Source organism: Micromonospora sp. NBC_00389 (genome assembly GCF_036059255.1).
GTDB lineage: Bacteria > Actinomycetota > Actinomycetes > Mycobacteriales > Micromonosporaceae > Micromonospora.
Genome location: NZ_CP107947.1, coordinates 4263324 through 4279469 on the forward strand (window position 1 = coordinate 4263324; position 16146 = coordinate 4279469).

The following is a 16146-nucleotide window of genomic DNA, read 5'->3' on the forward strand; positions in this document are numbered from 1 at the left end:
AGGCCGTCCGCTATGGACGGCTTGCGGTGGACTCGCGAAGCTCAGACCATCACGTTCCAAGGAGTCACTGTGACACCAACCAATACCGACCGGTCCGGTACGAGCCGGCGGTCGTTGCTCGCCCGCGGCGCGGCGCTCGCGGCGGCGCCGTCGATCGGCGCCATCATGGCCGCGGTGGCGGGACCGTCGCCGGCCGAGGCCGACTCGGCCCTGCAGGACTACGCGCCCGTACCCCCGTCGGCGCTCGGACCCGCCCTCAACAGTCAGGGTTACTACGTCGGACGGGTGGAGCGGAACCTGTACTGGGTCACCGATGGCACCTACCAGTCCGCGTTCCTGACCACCCGCGACGGCGTCGTGCTGTTCGACGCGCCGCCGACCATCGGCCACAACCTCCGGCGGGCCGTGGACGAGATCTCCGCCGCCAACGGCGTCAGCAACAGGGTGACGCACCTGGTGTACTCCCACCACCATGCCGACCACATCGGCGCGTCGGCGTTGTTCGGCAAGCATGTCGTGCGCGTCGGCCACGCGGAGACCCGCCGACTGCTGCTGCAGTACAACGACCCGGCCCGACCCGCCCCCGATGTCACCTTCCAGGACCGTCGCACCCTGCGCGTCGGCGGGGAACGCGTCGAGTTGGCCTGGCGCGGCTCTAACCACGCGCCAGACAACATCTACATCCACCTGCCGGACCACGACACCCTCATGCTCGTCGACATCGCGTTGCCCGGTTGGGTACCCATCTACAACCTCAACCTCAGCGCCGACATACCCGGATTCATCGCCGCCCCCACCACCGCCCTTTCCTACCCCTGGAAGCACTACATCGGCGGCCACCTGGGCCGGCTCGGCACTCGCGCCGACATCGGCCTGCACCAGCAGTACGTGACCGACATCGTCGACAACGTGAAGACCGCGCTCGCCACGGTCGATCCGACGCCATACTTCGTGAAGTACGGCCCGAACCCGTGGGCCGCGGTGAAGACCTACCTGGACGCGGTCACCGACCAGGCCGCCGCCCCCGTCATCGCGAAATACACCGGGGTGCTGGCTGCGGCCGACGTTTTCACCACGAGCAGCACCCTGACCATCCTCGAATCCGTCCGTCTCGACCTCGGCTTCGGATCCCAGATCCATCCCTGAACTATGCCCGCCGCAACGCCGCTCTCCCCGGGCGCCGGCCAGCCGCCGGCTCCCGGGGTCGCGGGACACCGGGGCCTTCGGCGGTAGGTCCCAGCCGCCCGGCCGCTCAGGCGAACGCCGAGTCGAGCTGGTTCGTGGCGTCCCGGTCCAGCTCGATGCGATCCACCGCGAGGTTCTCCCGCAGGTGCCGCAGCGAGGCGGTGCCCGGTATCAGCAGGACGTTCGGGGACAGCGCGAGCAGCCATGCCAGCGCGATCTGCGCCGGCGTGGCCTGGTACCGGCGGGCGAGGCGGTCCACCGCCGGGTTGTTGAAGATGGCCTCGCGCCGATCTCGCGGCCAGCCCAGCGGAACGTAGGGCACGAACGCGATGCCGCGCCGCGCGCACTCCTGCAGCACCGGCATCGAAGCGCGGTCGAGCAAACTGAACGAGTTTTGTACGCACACGATCTCGGCGACCGCGAGCGCCCGCCGCAGGTGGGCGAGCGAGACATTGCTGAGACCGATTCCGTCGATCAGACCTTCCTCTCGAGCCGTGACCATCGCGGCCAGTTGGGCATCGAACCGGCCGTCTGGAGGTGAGTCGCCCATCAGCCTGAGGTTGACCGCGGCAAGGCGGTCGACCCGCAGCGTCCGGAGGTTGTCCTCGATGCCCCTGCGCAGCTCGTCGGGCTCGTCGTAGGGCAGTACCGCACCCGCGTCGTCCCGCCGGGCCCCCACCTTGCTGACAATCGCCAGCCCGTCCGGGTACGGGTGCAACGCCTCCCGGATCAGCTCATTGACGACCCGGGGTCCGTAGTACTCGGCGGTGTCGATGTGGTTCACACCGGTCTCCACCGCGGTCCTGAGTACGGCGATGGCATCGTCACGGCTGGCCGGTGGGCCGAACACACCGGGCCCGGTCAGCTGCATGGCGCCGTACCCGACTCGCGCGACCGGAAACGGCCCCAGCCGGAACGTCGTCACTCGGTGTCCACGGCAACGCTCATGTCCTGGGTGCCGACCACCGACAGCAGGCGCAGTGCGTCATGGGAGGGGCTGCCCCTCTGAGCGGTTAAGCAGACGAGATACTGGTCGCGCATGGGCACGGCGAGCGTGTCGCAGTTCAGCTCAAGGGTGCCCACCATCGGATGGTGCATCGTCTTGCGGTGGTGGTGTCCGGTCTCCACATGGTGGACGTCCCACAGCTGCGCGAACTCGGCGCTGCCCCGGTACAGCGTGTCGACCATTGCGTGGATCTGCGGGTCGGTCGGGTACCGGCCAGCCGCCGCTCGCAACTGACCCACCGCCAGCCTGCCGAACTCCTCCGCGCCGCTCATCCCGTAGTGCCGCGCGGCGGGGTCGGGGTGCAGGAAGTGGCGGTAGATGAGGTTGCGGCGGGCCGGTGGAACCGCGGAGAAGTCCTCGAACAGGGCCGCGGCCAGGCCATTCCACGCGATCACGTCGTAGCGGGCGTTGACCACGAACGCCGCGACGTCCGTCATGTGCTCCAGCAGGTTCAACACGGTCGCCGGGACGTCGGAGCGGGGTCCGGCCGCCGATTCCGGTGCGACACCGGCAAGGTCGAACAAATGGTCGCGTTCGTCCGCGCTCAGGCGCAGAGCCCGGGCCAGCTCGCCGAGCACCCGCCGGGACGGGCTGGACCCGCGGGCCTGTTCCAACCGCGTGTAGTACTCGACCGAGATGTGCGCGAGCCGGGCGACCTCCTCCCGGCGCAGCCCCGGGGTCCGGCGCGCGGTGCCGGCCGGCAGGCCGACGTCCTGCGGTCGCGTTTGCTCCCGCTTGCTGCGCAGGAACTCGCCGAGCTCGGTACGGTCCATGGTCGCAAGTATCGCCCGTGCTCGCCCAGCTGCCAGGTACAAACGGTACCTGGACGAACCAGACAATCGGCCGTACACCACCCGAAGGTGCCCGCCGAGACTGGTACTGGCTGGGCCTGTCGCCCGGCCCACCCCGCCGGGCAGCCTCGAGCCATGGCTCACCACAGCAAGATCGCGCTCGTGACCGGGGCAAACAAGGGCGTCGGCCGGCACATCGCCCGGCAGCTGGCACAGGCAGGGGTCAGCGTGCTGGCCGGCTCCCGCGACACCTCGCGCGGCCAGCGCACGGTCGACGAACTGCGCGCCGAAGGGCTCGACGTGCAGCTGCTCCAGCTGGACGTCACTGACGCCGCCTCCGTCGCGGCTGCCGCCGTGCATGCCACGGCGTTGGACATCCTCGTCAACAACGCCGGCATCAGCAGCGGCTACGACACCCCGTCCCGGACGTCGCCGGAGGACCTGCGCCGCACCTACGAGACGAACGTGTTCGGCGTCGTCGCCGTCATCAACGCCTTCCTGCCCGTGCTGCTGCGCTCCCCGTCACCGCGGATCGTCAACGTGTCCAGCGAGGTCGGCTCCCTCACCCTGATGAGGAACCGGATACCGATCAACGTCGGCGCGTACCAGTCGTCGAAGGCCGCGCTGAACGCGCTGACCATCCTCTACGCCAAGGAACTCCGCGACACGCCCGTAAAGATCAATGCAGTCACACCCGGGTACGTCGCGACCGACCTCTACGGCGGCACGCCGACGCCCGGTGCCGGTGACGCCGCCCACGGCGCGGCCGTCGCCGTACGGTTCGCGCTGCTCGACGACAACGGTCCCAGCGGCGAGTTCCACGACGCGAGCGGCATCCTGCCCTGGTGACCGGCACCCGATTGCGACGACGGTGACTCGGTCCGGAGTTCGCGCTTATCCGCGGATGGTTCGGCCGGTCTCCCAACCGGCAACTGACCGGCGGGAGGAGTTTGGGCAAGAACCGGCAATGAGGAACGCGTCCCGTCGCGGCGCGGTCCTGCCGGCGCTCGTCGTGGCAGCGCTCGCCATCGCCGGGCTGGTCTGGCCACGGCTGCCCGGGCCGGTTGGATCAAGCGGGAGGAGCGAAGGGGTTCGGTCGATCTCAGGCAGTTGGCGGAGCGCGCGGGCCGTGGAGTGCGAGGGCTCGGTGGTGTGAAGAGGACCGGCCTGATGGCAGGACATTCTGCATTCCGGCCAACGCCTCGCGATCTTCTACACCAAACTCAACGACCGCCTCCTACGCCCACTCCTGGGCGGTTCTGGTACGGACTGTGTCGAGGGCGCTGAGTTGACCAGAGTGGTCGCCGTGCGTGCTTCGAAGGACCCGGCGGGCCTTTGCCCGCCTTTGAGCGGCCGCCTGGTGCCAATTTCGTTAGGCGGCATGGCGGCATGGCGGCATGGCGGCATGGCGGCGTCGGCTCGCGGCCCGCTGACCGGCGCGGACTCGCGGTTCCGGGGCCTGCGCCTCACCGTCGGTACGGGTCGATGATTTCCTTCGGGCGGAGCGCCGGGGCGGCGAGATCGCGGAGCGTCGGCGAGGCGAGGTAGAACCTGCCTCGGGTTTCGCCGTGCTGTTCGAGCATGCCCGCCCGGACCAGGGCGCGAAGGTCGCGGGTTGCTTGGTCGTCGGTCAGGTTCTCGTCGCGCTGATAGACGGTGCGGCGCACTCGGCCGCCGGTAGCGGCCAGGTGCAGGGCGCTGACCACCCGCTCAGGCAGCCCGTTGCGCCGGACCCAGGTGTCGAGCAGCCGTTGGCCGGGCTGCGGGCGATGGCCGAGGCGCTGGAGGACCAGGTGGTCCGCGACCCTGAGACGGTCGGCGAGTACCACCGGCGGATCCGGCTGGAAACTGATCGGATGGCGCGGCTCGTCGACGACTTGTTCGAGCTGTCCCGGATCAATGCCGGAGCGCTGCGACTGTCGCTGTCGGCGGTGCCGCTCGGCGACGTGGTCTCCGACGCACTGGCTAGCACCGAACCGCTGGCCGCCGCCCGGCGGATCCGACTGGTCGCCGCCGAGACGGGCTGGCCCACCGTCGCCGCCAGCGAACCGGAGCTAGCCAGGGTGGTGGCCAACCTGCTGCTCAACGCGGTCCGCTACACCCCCGACGACGGCACGGTACGGATCGAGGCCGGCCGGGCACGGGAGACCGCCTGGTTGTCGGTGGCCGACACCTGCGGCGGCATTCCCGAGGCGGATCTGCCCCGGGTCTTCGACGTGGCGTTCTGGGGTGAGCCGGCCCGTACCCCGCGGCAGGGTGGCGGGGGCGCCCCTGGTGCCTCGGGAGGTCTCGGGCTGGCGATCGTGCACGGCCTGGTCGAGGCGCACGGCGGCAGTGTCGACGTCCAGAACACAGGCGACGGCTGTCGGTTCATGGTCCGACTCCCCGTCGCCTAACCCGGCACCTCATTTCAGACCGTCTTCAGAGCCGCCGCGCCGAAGGACACCGCGAAGCGCTTGCACCAGATGGACACGCTCCGGAACTTGTCCGGGTCCACCGATGCCGGCAGCTCGTACACCTGGTCGCCGCGATTGCCCTTGAGCCTGGCGAGTTCGACCCATTCGCCGTCGTCGAACACCCGCCAGCCCGCCGTGCCCCGGAGCACCGGCTGGTCGGTCAGCCACACCCGCAGGTCCGGACCGTTCGACGTGTCCAGCTCACGGATGACGAGTTGGTGGCCCCCGTCGGCGAGCCGGACGATCTCGGCGCTGCCGGTCGTTTCGTGCTCATGGGTGATGAACTCGCCAACGGCCAGAATCTGAGGGCCGGCCGGTGTGGCGGCCGACGGAACGGCTGACGAGGAGCCGGATGGGCCCGGCGTTACCTCGACGACGGGTAGCGCCTCGTCGACGTAGGTATCCGTGAACAGCTTCCACGGCTGGAACCAGTGGAGGCCGGCCCCCGCCACGGCGCTGACGAGGAAGAGACACGCCCAGGCCACCGGCGACCGGAAGATCGATTTTCGCACCTGTGGAGCGTACGACGATCCTGGGTGGCGAGCCGCCGACGGAATCTTTCGAGACTCTTACCGTCTCCTGGTCGGTGGGAAGTTCTTACGGAAGTGGAACGGGTCCCCGCCGGGCATGGTGATCCAGATCTTTCACGGGTTAGGTCAACCCATGCAGATCATTCCGATGGACGGGGAGACCGAATGGCGCGCCTGAAGCACCTGATCCAGAGCCTCTCCGCAGGGTTGCTCACCGCCGGCCTGCTGGTGGTCACGGTCGGCCCCGCACACGCGCGGGTCAAGCCCAAGGACGGGGTCCAGGCGGTCCGCGAGCTCCGGTTTGACCCGCAGGCGGCAGTTGAGGGTACGACGGTGACCGGCACCGTGGTGCTGACCAGTCCCGCCCCGGCGGGCGGTGTCAGCGTCGAGGTCTGGAGCAACACCAGCTACGGCCCGAACGTCTCCGTCCCCCGGTGGGTGACTGTCGCGGCCGGGCGCACGACCGCCACCTTCCCCGCTACGGTCTACAGCGCCAGCACACCGTCGGTGGTACGGCCGTCGGCGTACCTGGGCGCGTCAAGGGCGACTGGCAAGCTGATAGTGGTACCACCGACCTTCGCCACCGGACCGACCTGGGTACGCCACGGCGCGGTCACCGAGGCCGCGGTCGGGATCGGCACCGCACCGAACTCGGATGGCGTCACGGTCACGTTGTCCACCGGGACGCCGGGGGTGTCGGTGCCCGCGACGGTGTTCATCTCGCCCGGCAGTCGAGGAGCCGTCTTCCCGGTGACAGTGGATGGCTCGGCTTCGCTATCCAATCCGGGCGCGATCACCGCGACCTGGAACGGCATCGAGGTGCGGACCACCTTCTACATCGGCTATTGAGCGATGTGCGGGCTCCGCCGGTCCTTCGGCGTCGAGCCTCGACGGTTGACGCGTCAGGGGCCGGGCCATCGTTGGCCCGGCCCCTGACGTCCGACTCACCTCCTCCAGTGAAGTCTCTGCTGCAGGAGTGCCTGCTGTGCGGCGCGGTGAGCTCCAGTGCGCGGCGATCGGCGGCTTGGGCTTGGGCGATGTGGCCGAGGTCGCGAAGGAGTTCGGCGCGGGTGGCGTGGTAGAGGTGATGGCGGTCCAGGGACGTGTTGAGGGTGTCTACTTCGGCCAGCGCCGCTGCGGGGCCGCGCCGTAGCGAAGCGCGATCGCTCGGTGCAGCCGGGTGACGGGTGATGGCGCGAAGAGGAGCAGCATGTCGTAGAGCAGGACGATCTGTGGCCAGTCGGTGTCCTGCCAGCGTGGGGCTTCGGCATGGCAGGCGACGATCGCGGCCTGCGGCACTCGACCCTCGGCTACGACACGTTCTATAGACCCGTGCTTTCCAGCGAACAGTGATGAAGGAGAAGACCGTGGTCGACGATGTCACCCAGTACATCAACAAGACGCAGCCGTGGCAGATCGACGTATGTGAAAAACTACGTGCGATGATCGACCAAACCATTCCAGGTGCCGAGGAACGGCTTCAGTACGGCAAGCCGCACTACATCAAGAACGGCCACTACGCGGCCGTCATCGCGGTAGCCAAGTCCAAGGTCTCGTTCATGGTCTTCAACGCAACGGACATCCCTGAGGTCAAGGGGTTCCTCCGGGCAATGGGCAACGGTGAACGCAAAACCGTCGACATCAAAGAAGGGCAAGACGTCGACTACGGCGCACTCGCCAGCATCCTGGGAAAGACCACGGCTGCCTTGTAGTTGCCAGCGTGTCTGCCGTGGCAGGGAACCCCACAGGTAGCCCCTGTCGGCGGCGGATCGCCGGTCCGGCGGGCCCGCGTCGCGATCGTTGTTGGACCCCGCTGCGGCAAACAGGCTACACCCGTCGCGGAGCGGTGAACTCGCTCGACCCGAGTGCCCCGCGACCCGGAGGGCACGGTCTCGCCGGGCGCCATTCGGGGTAGCGCGGCTCCCACGGGACCCGCTAGCCTCCGCCCTCATGGCTACCTCCAACAAGATCAGCGAGTGGCGGACCAAGATTTTCGTCTGGATCGGCCTGCCCGTCATCGCCATCGCGGGGCTGATGTTCGGCGCTTTCGATCTGGTTCCGGCATGGCAGGCGAAGGCCGGCCAGGGTATGCCGGGCACCTTCACCGCGGTCCGCGAGGACTGTGGGCGGCGCAGCTGCACCTGGTACGGCGACTTCGCCGCTACCGAGGGTGGTGGCCAGCGGACCGACGTCATCCTCTACGACGAGCCCGATGGGCTGGCGGCAGGCGACACCGTTCCGGTGCGCGACACCGGTGCACGCAACGGCGTCTTCGCCACGGCGGGTGGGTCCACCTGGCTGCTGCTGACGGGGTTCGTCGTCGCGAGCGTGATCGCGGCCGTGGCCTGGGTCATCATCCTGGTGCGAACGGTCAGCCGGCGACGCGCGCCCGCCCCGGCCGTCTGACATCTGCTCAGCTCATCCCGGCTGGACGGCCGCTCCCGTCGATTGGGAGCGGCCTTCGCGTTCCAGCTCGCTCAGATCAACCACGTGGTCACATCCGGCCTGGTATCCCATCGTGTACGGCTCGAACACGGAAAGGCAGATGAAGGTGTCACAGTGGTCCTGCGCGTGCTGACCGTCGTCGTCACCGTGCACGCCGCTGCTCCGGGTGGACGCCCCCATGTCGCGCACCTGGCGATCTTAGGGGCGTTTCTCTTCCTCGCCGTACACACTGACCGGCCCCGGAACAGGGGATCGCCCGGCCTTCCGGCCGGGTGATCCCCTGTCTGATTCATCGTGTGGAACCAGACTTGCTCACTTCACCACGTTGTAGGCGTTGACCTCGCCGGCGCCGTAGAAGCTGTTACGTGCCCCGCCGCTGCACGTCGCCTCGAAGCCGGCGAGTTTCGGCACCGGGTTGTAGACGCCCGCCGGGCACGGCAGCGCGTCAGCGGTGCGCTGCAGGAACGACGCCAGCGCGGCCGGCTGCATATTCGGGTGCGCCGAAAGCGCGAGCGCCGCGACACCGGCCGCGTGCGGGCCGGACATCGACGTGCCCTGCTTGTAGCCCCAGCCGTTGGTCTTCGTCACGGTGTTGAAGGTGGTTGACAGGATGGCGTCGGACAGCGTCGAGGGCGAACCGCCGGTGCGGAATCGGGTATCCCCACCGGGAGCGGTCACCTCCACGACTCCCTGCCCGTAGGAGGAGTAGTAGCTCTTCTGCTGCGTCGGGCCAACCGCTGACACGGTCACTACGCCCGGCGCCTCAGCCGGCAGGTCGACGCAGGCACCCGTGATGGTGCGGTCCTCGACCGGGAAGCTGCCGTCGTTGGGGCTTCCGCTGTCGATGAACTTGTGCTGCAGGTTGACGTTGGAGTTGCCCGCGGAGGCGATGTTCAGCACGCCCTTGTTCTGCGAGTAGCGGATCGCCCGCTGCACGGCCTGCCACACCGGGCGCTGGCGCGCGTCGTTGCGGCAGTTGAACTCCCAGGGGTCGATGAAGTAGCTGTTGTTGGTGATCTGCATGCCGTGCTCGGCGGCCCAGATGAAGCCGCACACCGCCGCCTCGGGGTAGATGAAGCCGTCGTCGTTAACGACCTTCACCGAGGCGACCTTCACGCCGGGCGCCACGCCGGCGACGCCGACACCGTTGATCGCGGCGGCGATCGTGCCGGCGACGTGGGTGCCATGGTCCGACGTGGTGGGATTCCAGGCGGCCTCAGCCGTGTCGATCATGCCGCCGAGGCAGGAAGTGCTCTTGTCCTTCGCAATCTGCGTGGCCAGATCAGGGTGGGTGCTGGAGATGCCGCTGTCGAGCACGCCCACGACCACGTTGGGGCTTCCGGTGGTCACTGCGTGCGCCTCGGGCAGGTGGATCTGCGGCATGTCCCATTGCAGGCCCCACAGGGGCTCGCCGGTCGGGTTGCCCGTCGCCGCCTGGGCCGTCGCGTCCACTGTCTCGAGAGTGCCGCCGTCGTCGAGTTGGGTGCCGAGGCCGGTGGTGGAGGCGACGGACTCCACGCCTGCGCCGGCCACCGCGTTGGCGAAGTCGGGGTTGGTCGTGCGCGCCACGAGCACGCCAATCTGGCTGTAGTTGGCCACGACGGTGCCGTGGGCGGCGGCGACCCTCGCCGCTGCCTTGGCACTCGAGCCACCCTGCGGGGCGAGGACGATGTAGGTGGTGTCCGCTCCCGCCGCCAATGCCGACGGGGTTAACGCGGCATTGACAACGACCCCGGCCCCGAGTGCCAGGGCGGACGCTGCGGCCAGTGTCTTGCGACGAACTAAGGCGTGTTTCAAAAGTGGAGTCTGATCGAAGTCACCGCGTGGCGGTGATCGACAGCTGAAGAGGTCTCCGGTAACTGGTTCTGCGACCAAGCAAGAACTTCATACCGGAGACCTCGTGCCCAGCGTAGCGGTGACGAGGCGGCATGACCTGACCGACGGGCAGTGGGCTGTTCTGGCTCCGTTGCTGCCTGCCGTGCCGAGGACGGGTCGTCCGCCGAAGTGGAAGAAACGACAGCTCATTGACGGGATCCGGTGGCGGATCCGGATCGGTGCCCCGTGGCGTGACGTCCCGTCCGAGTACGCGCCCTGGCCCACCGTCTACGGCCTGTTCCGCCGCTGGCAGCGTGACGGAACCTGGGACAAGATCCTGTCCGCGCTGCAAGCCGCTGGCGACGCGACCGGCCGGATCGGTTGGACGGTGAGCGTGGACTCGATGACCAGCCGCGCCCACCAGCACGCCGCCGGAGCCCGCACCGACGGGCATCTGCAGAAGGAGCCGCCCGGCGGGGTGCACGACGAGCCGGCCGATCACGCGCTGGGCCGATCGCGCGGCGGGCTGACCACCAAGACTCATCTGGCCTGCGAGCAGGGACAGAAGGTCCTCTCCCTGATCGTGACCGCCGGGCACCGTGGTGACAGCCCGCAGTTCATCCCCGTCCTGCGCCGCATCCATGTGACCCGCCTCGGCGTGGGTCGACCCCGCACCTGCCCCGACCTGGTCTTGGCCGACAAGGCCTACACCAGCCGCGGCAACCGCAGTCATCTGCGCTCACGCGGGATCCAGGCCTGCATCCCCAGCAAGACCGACCAGGACGCCCATCGCAAGGCCAAAGGCTCCAAGGGTGGCCGCCCACCCGCGTTCGACAAGGACCTCTACCGGCTACGCCACGCCGTGGAGAACGGCATCAACCGGCTCAAACGCCACCGCGGCGTCGCCACCCGCTACGACAAGCTGGCAGTCCGCTTCCAAGCCGTTCTCACCATCACGATCATCACCGAGTGGCTCTGACCGGCTTATGAAACACGCCTTAGTCTCACGAGGGACTCCCATCGGAGGTGGGCTGACCAACACCGATATGTGACATCGGTCTCCCGCAACCTACGGGCTGGGTCACATCAGAACAACCCCCGGAGCCGACGGCTGGCGCCCCTGGCTGGTGGAACCAGCTCGTTGCCCAAAGGCAACGTCAGTAATGATCTTCCGAAACCAGATCATCACCAAACGCCCGGCACAACACCTACGACCTCACCGGCGACGGCCTGCGATTCGCAATCTTCTACACCAAGGTCCACAACCGAGTCCTGCGCGCCGCCGACCAGCCCCAAGCCCCGCCCCTGATCCGCGACGCCCTGCCCACCATCGACCAACACCTCACCGACCAACTCGCCCACGCCCGGCTACTGGCAGCCCGCCTGGCACATTGCTCCACTGCCAAAGTTCTCGCCCGCAAGGGGCGCTAGTCTGGCGACTCATTGCCTGTGTCTACCCTGCAACGGTGACACTCACCGCCATGCCGTCAACGTCATGCTCCGGGCGGCCGACCACCTCTTCGCACATCGATCAGCACCACCGGTGGATCGCCGGTACGTTCCCGGATTGTTCGGCGCGGTCGAAGAGGGTCGAGCAGAGCCGCCGCACGAAGCTCGGCTACCGCATCCGGTCGGTCATCGTGGTGCCGTCCCTCCTTGCCCTCGCGGCCGCGGGGTGCGCCGACGCCTCGCCCGCCGAGGCCGGCACCTCCTGGGAGACACCGGCTTCCCTGTCGGCGGCCGATTCTCCGGGATCCGCCCCCGCCCCCGCGGCCCCCGCGACGCCCGCCACCCGCCCGACCCCGACACCCAACCCGCGCCCATCAGAAACGCGCCGCACCTCCGCCGCCGCACTACGGCCACCCGCTCCCGCCGGCAGGGCCAGCCCGGCACCGGAATACCCCGGGGGCTACACCCTCGTGTCGCAGACGTGTGCCCTGCGGGTTGGCGAGCGGGTATACACCTCCCGCAGCGGGAAGACGAAAGGCAACTTCGCGTTCTGCACCCAACGCCTACGCAAGAACGACACCGGCGCCTACTACCTCAACCCGTACGTCTTCGTCGAGCCCTTCTTCCTCGATGCTGGTCAGTGGCTTCCGGACTCGCGGGAACCCTTGACGCTGACGATCACCTGCCGGGTCAGCCGGCAGGGCGAACAGGACTACTCGCTCACGGCGTCGTCGCCGAGCGGGAACGGGCCCGGGCACACCGCATCCTGCGGCCGGCAGGTACCGCACGCGGTCACGCCGACCACCGACCTCGACGCTTACACGATCAAATTCACCGGTTACACCATGGGCGGACGCGCAGGGCCGCTCGCCTTCGACACCGAAGTGCACTTCCCCGGCGCCGGCAAGCCGACACCGGAACAGCAGGTGACGGTGCCCAGGTAGACAACGCGACCGGCTTGGCGGACTTGCGCGCCCGCCACCGGGACTCCGGCAGGCGCACGGCCAGGTGGATCGTCCCGGCCACGCTCGGTGGTGGGCGGTGCCCGGCTGGGCTCCCGCAATCTGCTCATGGAAACGGCAGACGCAGTTCGTGACCTTGGTCGGGCGGGGCTGAAGAACAGGACGTAGATCCGCTCGAGGAACACGGTGTCGACCGTGAAGAAGTCGCACGCCAGGATCGTGTGCGCCTGGGCGGTCGGGAACTGCTTCCAGGTCGGTCCGGACCGGGCGTGGTACCGGGTCGATCCCGGCCCGGTGGAGGATCTTCCAGACCGTACTGGCCGCCACCTGATGACCGAGATTGAGCAGTTCGCCCCTAAACCGGCGGTGCCCCCACGTCGGGTTCTCCGCCGCGAGTCGCAGCACCAGGTCACGGACCCGGCGCCGCGCTGTTCTCCCTCGCGCTCGCCGTGCTGGTGACGATCCTCGCCGTTCGGCTGACTGTCCAGGTCAATCCTCGAAGATCCGCCAGCAGGCGTCCCGTGCCGCGGTCAGCTGCTCCGGCTCGAGGCCGGCAAAGAGCCACACGTACCGGTCCGCCAGGGGTCGTACCGCGCTGCCGGGGACACCGGAGAGCGCCTCGGCCACCATCGGCCCGCCCTTGACCAGCGCCAGGCCGGTTTCCAGGACCGGTATGAGCTTCGGCTCCACCACACCCGGTGCGCGTTCGCGGATATCCGCGGCGTAGAGGTGGCCGTCCTCGTCGGGGACCAGGTTCAGGCCGACTGAGCGGGGACGCCGCCCGGCGGCCACCAGGTTGGCGACCATCGTCAGGCAGGTGTGCCGCACCATTTTCAGCTGCCCGGGGTCGAGCCGACCGAGGACCGGCGCGAGCCGGGCCGCGACCATGGTCGGTGCCGGACGCCGGTCGGCCGGGTCCGGCCGGGCGCTGACCAGTTGCTCGAGTGCGTGGCCGGCGGCGGCGATGGCGGCCACCGCCTCGTAGCCGGCAACGAGCTCGGGAGGCAGCAGGAACTCGGCCACCTCCCGGACGGCGGCCGGCCCGGACGGGAGCGGCCGGGTGTCCGGTGCCTCATCCGGCTCTACGGCGACGGCCGGCGGCTCGGCCTGCGGCTGCCAGACGACGCTGACATACCAGTACACCGGCGAGTGGGTCGACCGCGCCTCGGACTGGTACAGCGTCACGCTTCCCCCGGCGCCGTCCCGCCACAGCGTGTACCGGACGGTGCCGTCGCCGGCGAGCGGCCGGGGGACGACACCGAACGTGCAGCCGTAGGCGCGTAGCCGATCGAGGTATCCGGTGAACGGGCCGGTCGACCGGCGCCACGCCGCGTGTTCACCCGTACCGTCCCGGGAATGCCCGGCCTGGACGAGAGTGGCCTCCTCCGGCACCGGGAAACCGTCGGGGAAGCCGGATGGCAGCCCGCGCGCGTCCAGTTCGGACAGCGGTTCCATGTCCGCGAACCGGGCGGCCCTCGGGTCGTATTCGAACGGATCCTCCGGCTGCCGCTTGGGTTCCAGTTTTCCGTCGGCCCCGGCGGCAGCCAACGCGTGGAGGACGATCCGGACGATCAGGGCGGCGTACCGGATCTCGTCTTTCATGTCCAAATGCAGGACGGGTACGCCGTCCTCATCGAGCACCTCGCACCAGTTCGGCAGGCTCCACTTCGGCTCGGCCGGGTGGGGGATCTGGGAGATCTCCGCCGCCGCGGCCTGCAGCGCGGCACGGGCAACGGCCGAGTCGGTCGCGTCGTAGACGGCGAGCGCGACTCCGGAGGAGTTGTCTGCGACGTAGACGACGAGCGCTGGTTCATCGGGATGCGGCACGCCGAGGATGCTGCCACATACGCACGCATCTGCCGCTTTCCGCGCGCCGAGCCCGCAGCCGCTGACGGACGTAACGGTCGCGGCCGGTCAGTAGCGGATCAGCCGGCGCAGCCGGAGGAACGTCTCGCTGAAGCCGAGCGCCGGCCAGGCTGTGCGGCGTCGAGCAGCCGGATGTAGTCGGTTTCGGCGAAGCTGCGACGTTCGCCTTTGCGTCCACGCTGGACGGTGGTGCGGTAGATGAACCGGCTGCGCCGGCCGGGCTTGACGCAGACGAGACCGGCGATGGAAATCCGGCCGGATCCCTTACCCGACACGGGAACCACCGGGGTCGGCCCCAGGTGCGGGCCTTCGGTGGGCGCAGCGTCTGACCGGCCTCGTCCTGGAAGCAGATCCAGGCGTCGCGCTGCGTCGATACCGTTTTCCCGCCGGCCACACCTCCCGCCACCAGGTCGCAATCGCCGCCTCGTCACGTTCGACCGCACGATGCCGCGGGACCTGCACCGACCAGCCCATCCGGTGCAACAGATACCCGGTGCCGCGCAGCGTGTAGCGGGTGTGAAACATCCGCGCGATCAGATCCGACACCCGGGCCAGGGTCCAGCGCTGATCCTCGCCGAAGCCGTGCACGGCCGGGCCTTCGTCCAGGGCATCAGCCAGACGACACAGCCGGGAGGCGTCCAGCCGGGGGCCGAGATCCGCCAGGCCCTCTCGACGCCAGGGCCTGCTCACCACCGCGCCGCCAACGCTGCTGCCAGCCGTACACCGCGGTCCGTGATACCCGCAGCCGGCCCGTCACCTCGACCACCGGCACACCTTCGGCGAACCAGGCCGCCGCCTGCAACCGCACCGCCTCCCGCTTGGCCCTGTGCGGTGCCAAAATTCGATGCAGGGCTTGTGACCTGGGACTTCGTCGATCAGGTCAGGCTGCCCGCCCGTACTCGTTGATCACGCCGTGCAGGATTCGTTGGCGTCGGATCGGGGCGTTGATCGGGATGACCACGGCTGGGTCGTGGTTCGGTGGATGTTGAGCGAGGCTCTGATGTGGTCGGTGTCCGTTGAATGAGCAGCGTACTCGTGGAGCACGGTGCGGGCGTGGCGCTCGTTGTAGAGCAGGATCCGGTCGGTGCACTCCTGTCGAACGCTGCGGATGAACCGTTCGGCGTAGCAGTTCGCCCGAGGTGTTCGTGGCGGAGTTTTGACCACGTCGACGCCTTCGGCGGCGAAGACCGTGTCGAAGGGCCGGATGAAACTTCGCGTCGCGGTCGCGGATCAGGAACCGGAACGACGCGATCCGTTCGTCGAGGTCCATGACCAGGTTGCGGGCTTGCTGGGCGGTCCAGGCCGCGGTCGGATGCGCGGTGACGCCGAGGATGTGCACCCTGAGGGCGGCGACCTCCATCACGAACAGGACGTACAACCGCCGCAGCGTCACGGTGTCCACATGAAGGAAGTCCGTTGCGAGTAGCCCGGACGCCTGGGCGCGCAGAAAGGTCCGCCAAGAGGTGTCGACGCCGCGTGGGGCCGGGCCGATCCTGGTACGAGCGAGGATCCGGCGGATCGTGCCGACACCAACCTGGTGCCCGACCCCGACGAGTTCACCCTGGATCCGGCGATGCCCCAGCCAGGATTCTCCCGAGCCATGCGCACGATCAGATCCCTGACATCGTCACCGATCGGGGG

19 protein-coding genes and 1 pseudogene are annotated in these 16146 nt (G+C 68.9%); 9 read left to right on the forward strand and 11 right to left on the reverse strand.

What is annotated here, in order from left to right:
* Positions 1-69 precede the first annotated feature (69 nt).
* Positions 70-1146 carry an MBL fold metallo-hydrolase gene (locus OG470_RS20235; protein WP_328414465.1) on the forward strand — a complete coding sequence of 359 codons (1077 nt, stop codon included), beginning with the start codon at positions 70-72 and terminating at the stop codon, positions 1144-1146.
* Positions 1147-1252: 106 nt separating this feature from the next.
* On the opposite strand, the gene OG470_RS20240 is transcribed toward OG470_RS20235, so the two are convergent.
* Together OG470_RS20240 and OG470_RS20245 are read right to left on the reverse strand one after the other, a co-directional pair.
* The gene (locus OG470_RS20240) at positions 1253-2110 is read right to left on the reverse strand and encodes an oxidoreductase (RefSeq protein ID WP_328414467.1); all 858 of its coding nucleotides are present in this window, start codon (positions 2108-2110) and stop codon (positions 1253-1255) included.
* On the reverse strand, positions 2107-2964 hold the full coding sequence (locus OG470_RS20245; RefSeq protein WP_328414469.1) for a helix-turn-helix transcriptional regulator: 858 nt from the start codon (positions 2962-2964) through the stop codon (positions 2107-2109). Before OG470_RS20245 ends, OG470_RS20240 begins: the two co-directional genes overlap by 4 nt.
* 153 nt (positions 2965-3117) lie before the next feature.
* Between OG470_RS20245 and OG470_RS20250 the strand changes: the two genes are divergently transcribed.
* Complete coding sequence (locus tag OG470_RS20250) at positions 3118-3831, forward strand: SDR family NAD(P)-dependent oxidoreductase (RefSeq protein ID WP_328414471.1); 714 nt, start codon at positions 3118-3120, stop codon at positions 3829-3831.
* 617 nt (positions 3832-4448) lie between these two features.
* On the opposite strand, the gene OG470_RS20255 is transcribed toward OG470_RS20250, so the two are convergent.
* Positions 4449-4811, reverse strand: coding sequence for a hypothetical protein (locus OG470_RS20255; RefSeq protein ID WP_328426853.1), 363 nt, complete (start codon positions 4809-4811; stop codon positions 4449-4451).
* On the opposite strand from OG470_RS20255, the pseudogene OG470_RS20260 reads away from it, so the two are divergent.
* Positions 4731-5378 (forward strand): annotated as a pseudogene (locus OG470_RS20260) (sensor histidine kinase); the annotation flags it as partial. The gene OG470_RS20255 and the pseudogene OG470_RS20260 sit on opposite strands and share 81 nt — an antisense overlap.
* 14 nt (positions 5379-5392) lie before the next feature.
* Here the strand turns inward: OG470_RS20260 and OG470_RS20265 are convergent.
* Complete coding sequence (locus OG470_RS20265; RefSeq protein ID WP_328414473.1) at positions 5393-5950, reverse strand: DM13 domain-containing protein; 558 nt, start codon at positions 5948-5950, stop codon at positions 5393-5395.
* Between the two features lie 183 nt (positions 5951-6133).
* Here OG470_RS20265 and OG470_RS20270 point away from each other — a divergent pair, with 183 nt between their 5' ends.
* Positions 6134-6817 (forward strand): hypothetical protein, encoded by a 684-nt coding sequence (locus tag OG470_RS20270; protein ID WP_328414475.1) that lies wholly within the window; start codon positions 6134-6136, stop codon positions 6815-6817.
* A gap of 267 nt (positions 6818-7084) precedes the next feature.
* Here OG470_RS20270 and OG470_RS20275 read toward each other — a convergent pair whose 3' ends face one another.
* Positions 7085-7267 carry a hypothetical protein gene (locus OG470_RS20275; RefSeq protein ID WP_328414477.1) on the reverse strand — a complete coding sequence of 61 codons (183 nt, stop codon included), beginning with the start codon at positions 7265-7267 and terminating at the stop codon, positions 7085-7087.
* Positions 7268-7320: 53 nt separating this feature from the next.
* Between OG470_RS20275 and OG470_RS20280 the strand changes: the two genes are divergently transcribed.
* A complete protein-coding gene (locus tag OG470_RS20280; RefSeq protein WP_328414478.1) occupies positions 7321-7680 on the forward strand; it encodes a DUF1801 domain-containing protein in 360 nt (119 codons plus the stop codon).
* Between the two features lie 238 nt (positions 7681-7918).
* Positions 7919-8374, forward strand: coding sequence for a hypothetical protein (locus tag OG470_RS20285; RefSeq protein WP_328414479.1), 456 nt, complete (start codon positions 7919-7921; stop codon positions 8372-8374).
* A 12-nt stretch (positions 8375-8386) separates the two neighbouring features.
* On the opposite strand, the gene OG470_RS20290 is transcribed toward OG470_RS20285, so the two are convergent.
* Positions 8387-8602 carry a hypothetical protein gene (locus tag OG470_RS20290; protein ID WP_328414480.1) on the reverse strand — a complete coding sequence of 72 codons (216 nt, stop codon included), beginning with the start codon at positions 8600-8602 and terminating at the stop codon, positions 8387-8389.
* 123 nt (positions 8603-8725) lie between these two features.
* Positions 8726-10012 (reverse strand): S8 family peptidase, encoded by a 1287-nt coding sequence (locus OG470_RS20295; protein ID WP_328414482.1) that lies wholly within the window; start codon positions 10010-10012, stop codon positions 8726-8728.
* 316 nt (positions 10013-10328) lie between these two features.
* Between OG470_RS20295 and OG470_RS20300 the strand changes: the two genes are divergently transcribed.
* Both OG470_RS20300 and OG470_RS20305 read left to right on the forward strand, forming a co-directional pair.
* Complete coding sequence (locus OG470_RS20300) at positions 10329-11207, forward strand: IS5 family transposase (protein ID WP_442930925.1); 879 nt, start codon at positions 10329-10331, stop codon at positions 11205-11207.
* A 940-nt stretch (positions 11208-12147) separates the two neighbouring features.
* Positions 12148-12621, forward strand: coding sequence for a hypothetical protein (locus tag OG470_RS20305; protein ID WP_328414486.1), 474 nt, complete (start codon positions 12148-12150; stop codon positions 12619-12621).
* Between the two features lie 507 nt (positions 12622-13128).
* Here OG470_RS20305 and OG470_RS20310 read toward each other — a convergent pair.
* From OG470_RS20310 to OG470_RS20325, 4 genes are all read right to left on the reverse strand, one after another.
* Complete coding sequence (locus tag OG470_RS20310; protein ID WP_328414488.1) at positions 13129-14466, reverse strand: hypothetical protein; 1338 nt, start codon at positions 14464-14466, stop codon at positions 13129-13131.
* A 303-nt stretch (positions 14467-14769) separates the two neighbouring features.
* Positions 14770-15198, reverse strand: a complete 429-nt coding sequence (locus OG470_RS37285; RefSeq protein WP_442930926.1) for a helix-turn-helix domain-containing protein — start codon at positions 15196-15198, stop codon at positions 14770-14772.
* Entirely contained in the window at positions 15116-15313 is a 198-nt protein-coding gene (locus OG470_RS20320; protein ID WP_328426492.1) for a helix-turn-helix domain-containing protein, read from the reverse strand. Before OG470_RS20320 ends, OG470_RS37285 begins: the two co-directional genes overlap by 83 nt.
* 98 nt (positions 15314-15411) lie before the next feature.
* A complete protein-coding gene (locus OG470_RS20325) occupies positions 15412-15669 on the reverse strand; it encodes an integrase core domain-containing protein (RefSeq protein WP_328414490.1) in 258 nt (85 codons plus the stop codon).
* Between OG470_RS20325 and OG470_RS20330 the strand changes: the two genes are divergently transcribed.
* Positions 15662-15931, forward strand: coding sequence for a hypothetical protein (locus OG470_RS20330; RefSeq protein WP_328414491.1), 270 nt, complete (start codon positions 15662-15664; stop codon positions 15929-15931). The genes OG470_RS20325 and OG470_RS20330 overlap by 8 nt on opposite strands.
* The last annotated feature ends 215 nt before the right edge of the window (positions 15932-16146 follow it).